Source organism: Paenibacillus solani (genome assembly GCF_050475945.1).
Classification (GTDB): Bacteria; Bacillota; Bacilli; order Paenibacillales; family Paenibacillaceae; genus Paenibacillus_AQ; species Paenibacillus_AQ solani_A.
In genome coordinates, this window is record NZ_JBCMXJ010000020.1 from 223,083 (window position 1) to 229,082 (window position 6,000).

Annotated in this window: 3 protein-coding genes and 10 tRNA genes; all 13 read right to left on the bottom strand. The window is 46.2% G+C overall.

What is annotated here, in order from left to right:
• Window positions 1-143: 143 nt before the first annotated feature.
• Complete coding sequence (locus tag ABEQ74_RS25965; RefSeq protein ID WP_430125128.1) at window positions 144-758, bottom strand: zf-HC2 domain-containing protein; 615 nt, start codon at window positions 756-758, stop codon at window positions 144-146.
• Between the two features lie 224 nt (window positions 759-982).
• On the bottom strand, window positions 983-1,552 hold the full coding sequence (gene sigW, locus ABEQ74_RS25970; RefSeq protein ID WP_430125129.1) for an RNA polymerase sigma factor SigW: 570 nt from the start codon (window positions 1,550-1,552) through the stop codon (window positions 983-985).
• A 245-nt stretch (window positions 1,553-1,797) separates the two neighbouring features.
• Window positions 1,798-4,584 (bottom strand): phosphoenolpyruvate carboxylase, encoded by a 2,787-nt coding sequence (ppc, locus tag ABEQ74_RS25975; RefSeq protein ID WP_430125130.1) that lies wholly within the window; start codon window positions 4,582-4,584, stop codon window positions 1,798-1,800.
• A gap of 274 nt (window positions 4,585-4,858) precedes the next feature.
• Window positions 4,859-4,932, bottom strand: a tRNA-Gly gene (locus tag ABEQ74_RS25980).
• 11 nt (window positions 4,933-4,943) lie between these two features.
• Window positions 4,944-5,017, bottom strand: a tRNA-Pro gene (locus ABEQ74_RS25985).
• Window positions 5,018-5,038: 21 nt separating this feature from the next.
• Window positions 5,039-5,115, bottom strand: a tRNA-Arg gene (locus tag ABEQ74_RS25990).
• A gap of 4 nt (window positions 5,116-5,119) precedes the next feature.
• Window positions 5,120-5,194 (bottom strand) — tRNA-Gly (locus tag ABEQ74_RS25995).
• Window positions 5,195-5,200: 6 nt separating this feature from the next.
• Window positions 5,201-5,284: transfer RNA gene (locus ABEQ74_RS26000), tRNA-Leu, on the bottom strand.
• Between the two features lie 14 nt (window positions 5,285-5,298).
• A tRNA-Lys gene (locus ABEQ74_RS26005) sits at window positions 5,299-5,374 on the bottom strand.
• A gap of 67 nt (window positions 5,375-5,441) precedes the next feature.
• Window positions 5,442-5,516 (bottom strand) — tRNA-Gln (locus ABEQ74_RS26010).
• A 54-nt stretch (window positions 5,517-5,570) separates the two neighbouring features.
• A tRNA-Val gene (locus ABEQ74_RS26015) sits at window positions 5,571-5,646 on the bottom strand.
• A 139-nt stretch (window positions 5,647-5,785) separates the two neighbouring features.
• Window positions 5,786-5,860, bottom strand: a tRNA-Glu gene (locus ABEQ74_RS26020).
• 39 nt (window positions 5,861-5,899) lie between these two features.
• A tRNA-Thr gene (locus ABEQ74_RS26025) sits at window positions 5,900-5,975 on the bottom strand.
• Window positions 5,976-6,000: the final 25 nt, after the last annotated feature.

The following is a 6,000-nucleotide window of genomic DNA, read 5'->3' on the forward strand; positions in this document are numbered from 1 at the left end:
CTACACTCTCTAGGTTATAACGTTAATCTTTCCGATGCAAGCGGACCAGCCCCGCTTTCCCGGTGAAAACTGAAAAATCAACAAAAGAAGCGCCATCTTTTCTCTGAAAAGAGGCGCTTTTATCAGTAAGCTGCGATTTTCACCTATCGGTAAGCGGCATCTGTAAACAGATTGGAAATTTTGTACCATATCCAGTCCATGGCCCTATCGATATCTTTCACTTGACCGGCTATATGTGCGGTGGATGCTTGAAATAATTCTCCGTCAATCACAGTCAGATTGCCATTAACCTGGCCGTAGACTTTCGCCTTTCCATTCTCAACCGTAAGATCTCCCGTGATGATTTGATCTTGAGGAATAATGACGGTATCCCCTTCAATCACCAGCTTCTCGAACTCATCACTCTTCACAACCAGTTGATTATCCTGACTCCAAAAACTGATGGTGCTAAAGAGCATGACAACCAAAAACAGAGCAGCAGCCGTAAGTGCCGGGTGATTCTTAACCCATTGGACCCAGACTTTTTGTTTCTTGGGTTTCGGAAGCATGCCCATAATACGTTCTGTTAAATCATCTGATGGCTTGGTTGCATGATGAGTTAGGGAATAAAGAAGCATATCGGTATGCTCCAGCTTTTCGAAGTAATTCCGACAGTCAGCACAATCCAGCAAATGCTTCTGCAATTCCAACTGCTGCGGGTCGGACAAGTCATTATCCAGATAATCATGCATCAAAGAGATGGCAAATTTGCAATCCATTTGTGAGCCAATCCTTTCGTTCAATCTCTTTGCTGGGTCTATCCCCCCGTAGAGGCATAAGACTTGCTTTAATTGTTCATACGCGCCGGAATCAAGGATGTTTCAATTATTTGAGGAATTATCAAAAAAAGTTACGAAAACGTAATTTTCCTACCATCGCAAGAAAAAAGCGCCATTCAAGGCGATCTCTCTTCCTCAGAGAACGACGATAGGCGATTTCCCCCTCACAATTTAAACTCCAGTTTTTTTCGTAAAAATTCACGTCCACGATGTACTCGTGTTTTAATCGTTGTTACCGGCAAGTCCACAATATCGCTGATCTCCTGCAGTGATAGATCCTGTATGTATCTTAGAATCATAATGGTCTTGTACTTGGCGGGAAGCCCGTCTATCGCCTGGTGAATAATGCGCTGCGTCTCGGACAACAGCATTTCGCTTTCTGGTGTACGGTTATCACTCGGTATGAGGGAGTAGCCGTCCATGCCTTCACTTTCGTTCAGGTCCGCGTCCAGCGAGAAAGAAGGCTTACGTTTGCGCAGCCGATCAATGCTAAGATTCGTACCGATTCGGTATATCCACGTAGAGAATTTCTGATTCTCATCGTATCGGTCAAGATTCTTATAGACGCGTAAAAATGTTTCTTGCACAACATCTTCAGCTTCATGCCGATTGCTCAGCATCCGGTAAGCCAAATGAAAAATTTTGTCTTTGTACAGTTCTACAATTTCGGCAAATGCTCTCTGGTCCCCTTTTCGAGCCAGCTTTGCCAGTCTTACATCTAAATTGTCCACCATAATTCCCCCAGAATGGTCTGATGGGTAACGTAAAAATAAGCATCATTCAAATGGTAATTCAACTGTTTCTAAAAATCAACAATAATTCAAAAAGAATCCCGGTTTCCGGGTAATCTCCTTAAGCGGATATTCCCATCTCTATCCTCCGAAGGTAACAAGCGGCCTGATCGATAAAAAAGCGGGACCCCATTAGGGAGCCCCGCCTAATTACTAGCCCTTCAAAACCTCATGGCATTTGCAAGGTATCAGCCGGTATTGCGAAGCCCTGCGGCAATGCCGTTGATGGTCAGCAGTACTTCCCGCAGCAGATCCGGATCGTCCTGCTCCTGTTCTCTGAGTTCCCGCAGCTCATTGAGCAATTGCACCTGCAAATAGCTGAGCGGGTCGACATAAGGGTTGCGGAGTCGAATCGATTCCTGCAAGACTGGCTGGTTATCCAGAATATCCTGTTGTCCTGTAATTTTGAGAACTAGCTCTTTCGTCAGTTTGAATTCATCCTGAATCATTCCGAAGATTCGCTCACGGGCGGTATTATCCTTCGTCATGAGGGAATATTCCTTAGCGATGATCAGATCTGCTTTAGCAAGTGCCATCTGCAGCGTGTTGATCAATGACGTGAAGAACGGATAACTCTCATACATCTTCTGGAGCACCTTTAGATTCTCTTCATTGCCTTGGTAGAAGCTCTGTAAGCCCGTACCAGCTGCATACCATGCTGGAAGCAGGTAACGGCTCTGAGTCCAAGCAAACACCCAAGGAATTGCTCTGAGGTCCTCAAAACGGTCACTATTTTTACGCTTGGATGGCCGGGAGCCGATATTAAGCTCTCCCACCTCAGGAAGCGGCGTGGATTCCTTGAAGAAGCTAAGGAAATCCGGATCACGGAATATCAGATCCTGATATTTCTTCTGTGATACCGCAGAGATGTTGGCTGCGATCTCTTCCCAATCCTTTTCGATCGATTCCTTTTCAGGATAGCGAGCATGAAGAGAGGCTGTGATAAGCGCAGAAGTTGCCTGTTCCAGGCTGCGATAAGCAATACCTTTCAAAGAGTAACGTGAGGAAATAACCTCGCCCTGCTCCGTGATTTTGATACCGCCTGCAATCGTAGATGCTGGTTGGGCTAAAATACTGCGATTTAGTGGCATGCCTCCGCGGCCAAGCGATCCGCCTCTACCGTGGAAGTATTTCACTCTAATTCCGTATTTATTGCCTACGTCTGTAATTTTCTTAAGTGCTACCTGAAGCTCCCAGTTTGCTGTAATGGCTCCGCCATCCTTATTACTATCGGAGTAGCCCAGCATGATCTCCTGTAGTTCGTTCATCGCCGTAATGGCTTCACGATAAATCGGCAGACTCAGGATTTTGTTCATAATTTCAGGAGCTGCATGAAGATCTTCAATGGTTTCAAACAACGGGGCAGCCTGCAGTGTAGCCACAACAGAGCCATCATTGTCCTTGCGGAAGAGTCCTACCTCTTTGGCAAATACCATCACTTCCAGAATATCACTTGCACCCTCTGACATACTGATCAAATAACTTGAAATACACTTCACGCCAAACTCCTGCTGTGCGCGGAATACCGTTCTGAATACTTCAAGACATTCTTCTGTACTGTCGCTGTATTCTTGATATGGGGTAGTTAAAGGGCGAGGATCATTAAGCAATTTATTGAGGAGTTCAATCTTCTCATCTTCACTTAATTTCGAATAATCCTGCGTCACATTCATTTTACGAAGAATTTCAGTCATGGCATTCTCATGCTCTTTACTGTGCTGTCTGATATCCAGCGTTGCAGTATGGAATCCAAACAGCTCCGCCTGGCGGATTAGCTTCTGAATATAGGTATCCGCTACATAGTCAGCAAAATGGAAACGTAAGCTTCGATCAATGATATTCAAGTCCTCGATAAATTCCTCTGGCGACTGGTAACGCTCGCTGCCTGTCATATCCTCATCCAGAATATGATTCATTTTAGCTAACATATAGACCAGTTTTACACGATAAGGCTCTTTCTCATTGTGCCAAATTTCCATCTTCCTCAGTGTCACATGCTCGCGGTCTTTTTCAATGGATTGAAGCAATTCATCCGATACACTCACAATAGAGGAGCTAAAGCTGAGGTATTTCATGAATTCGCGTAGAATCCGCTGATATTCACGTATCGCAAGCTTCCGCTGCATTTCAAGCGTTTTCCATGTGATGTCCGCCGTCACTGACGGATTTCCGTCCCGATCGCCACCAATCCACGAGCCGAAACGTAAATAGGTTGGAACGTGCCAATGATGACCCGGATAATATTTGCTTAGGCAGCGCTCCAGTTCTTGATAAACTTCTGGCAGAATGTGAAACAGAGTCTCGTGAAAATAATACATCCCGTTTCTGACCTCATCAAGAACCGTTGGCTTACGGTCACGAAGCTCGTCGGTTTGCCACAGGGTGATCACTTCATTCAGGAGTTTCTCCCGAAGCTGCTCTCGCTCACGGAACGTCAATGTCGGGTTGTCCAATTGCATGACATCGTCTGCAATCCGTTTATGGATGTCCAGAATAGCCCGACGCATCGCTTCTGTCGGATGAGCTGTCATCACCAGTTCAAGGGACATGCTTCCCAGAATCTCTTGAACTTCTTCAAACGGAATATTACGTTCCTTCAGATCCTGAACCGCACTTTCAATGGATCCAGGTTGAACGCTCTCCCCTGCAGAACGCTCGTAATCACGTTTACGGCGTATGCGATGATTTTGCTCAGCAATGTTAACCAATTGAAAATAAATGGCAAACGCGCGAATCACCTGATGGCGAATGTCGGGTTCTAGTGTGCTGATGATCCTTTTGAAATCTGCAAACAATTCTGGCAGGAATACGGATCGCAACGATTTACTCGTTTCGCGAATTTTCTCAACTATTTCTAAAAGCTCATTGCCCCCTTGATGGACAAGAACTTCTCCGAGAATGTTGCCGAGAAACCGTACATCTCGCCGCAGCAGATTGTTGGAATTGCTCTTTGCCGTTACAGTAAGTTCAGTCATGCTACTCCTCCCATCTCAACCCGTTTCAGCAGTTTATCTCTAGGACTTAATGCCTTCCTAATATCATACAATAAAAGTGCATGAAAATCTGCATTTTACAGGCGAAAAAATTAGCCAAATTGACAAAACTCAAGCTCATGACACCTACCGTCATCATGGCTTTCGTAATACAAACGATCGATACGACTCCGTTTCTTTATCACATTAACTCTTCGCAGGACAGTCGTGTGAATATGTAAAAAAACATCACACAAGGTGATGTCCTGCTTATGTATGGAGCGGGTGATGGGAATCGAACCCACGCTACCAGCTTGGAAGGCTGGAGTTCTACCATTGAACTACACCCGCAGATGTAACAATCGGGATGACACGATTTGAACATGCGACCCCCTGGTCCCAAACCAGGTGCTCTACCAAGCTGAGCTACATCCCGATATTAAACTTTTGTAAAGAATGGCACGCCCTGAGAGATTCGAACTCCCGACCTTTTGATTCGTAGTCAAACGCTCTATCCAGCTGAGCTAAGGGCGCATAATGGAGCGGACGACGGGAATCGAACCCGCGACCCTCGCCTTGGCAAGGCGATGCTCTACCGCTGAGCCACGTCCGCAATAAATGGTGCGCGTGGAGGGACTTGAACCCCCACGTCAAAGACGCTAGATCCTAAGTCTAGTGCGTCTGCCAATTCCGCCACACGCGCACAAGATAAAACACTGGTGAGCCATGAAGGACTCGAACCTTCGACACCCTGATTAAAAGTCAGGTGCTCTACCAACTGAGCTAATGGCTCGCATTCAGGAGCCTCCGTTAAATAACCGGATTACCTTCAAGCTTAACTTCATTATTAGGGAATGAAGTGGCTGGGGATATAGGATTCGAACCTATGCATGACGGAGTCAAAGTCCGTTGCCTTACCGCTTGGCTAATCCCCAAAATCGATGAACATTCTTGCAACTTATTGATTCCCGTTGGAATCTTAAGTTATATGGTGGAGGCTGAGGGGATCGAACCCCCGACCCTCTGCTTGTAAGGCAGGCGCTCTCCCAGCTGAGCTAAGCCTCCATATCTGGATTAAAGATAAAGTAAGTGGTGACCCGTAGGGGATACTCTCACTTCGTTCGAGACTGCGAAGTCTAAGCTTACGAAGTTGATGCTCCAACGAACCGTGGTGGTTCTCATCCCCTGAAGCATTTTAAGTAAGTGGTGACCCGTAGGGGATTCGAACCCCTGTTACCTCCGTGAAAGGGAGGTGTCTTAACCCCTTGACCAACGGGCCACAATATCATGCTGCATGTCCATTTCAACAAGTCGAATCTGGAGCTTCCAACCGGGATCGAACCGGTGACCTCATCCTTACCATGGATGCACTCTACCTACTGAGCTATGGAAGCAAGTGGCTCCCCGAACAGGACTCGA

Excerpts from the sequence above, each read along its gene's own strand:
- ABEQ74_RS25965 (WP_430125128.1), bottom strand. The coding sequence starts at position 758 with ATGGATTGCAAATTTGCCATCTCTTTGATGCATGATTATCTGGATAAT.
- sigW (WP_430125129.1), bottom strand. The coding sequence starts at position 1,552 with ATGGTGGACAATTTAGATGTAAGACTGGCAAAGCTGGCTCGAAAAGGG.
- ppc (WP_430125130.1), bottom strand. The coding sequence starts at position 4,584 with ATGACTGAACTTACTGTAACGGCAAAGAGCAATTCCAACAATCTGCTG.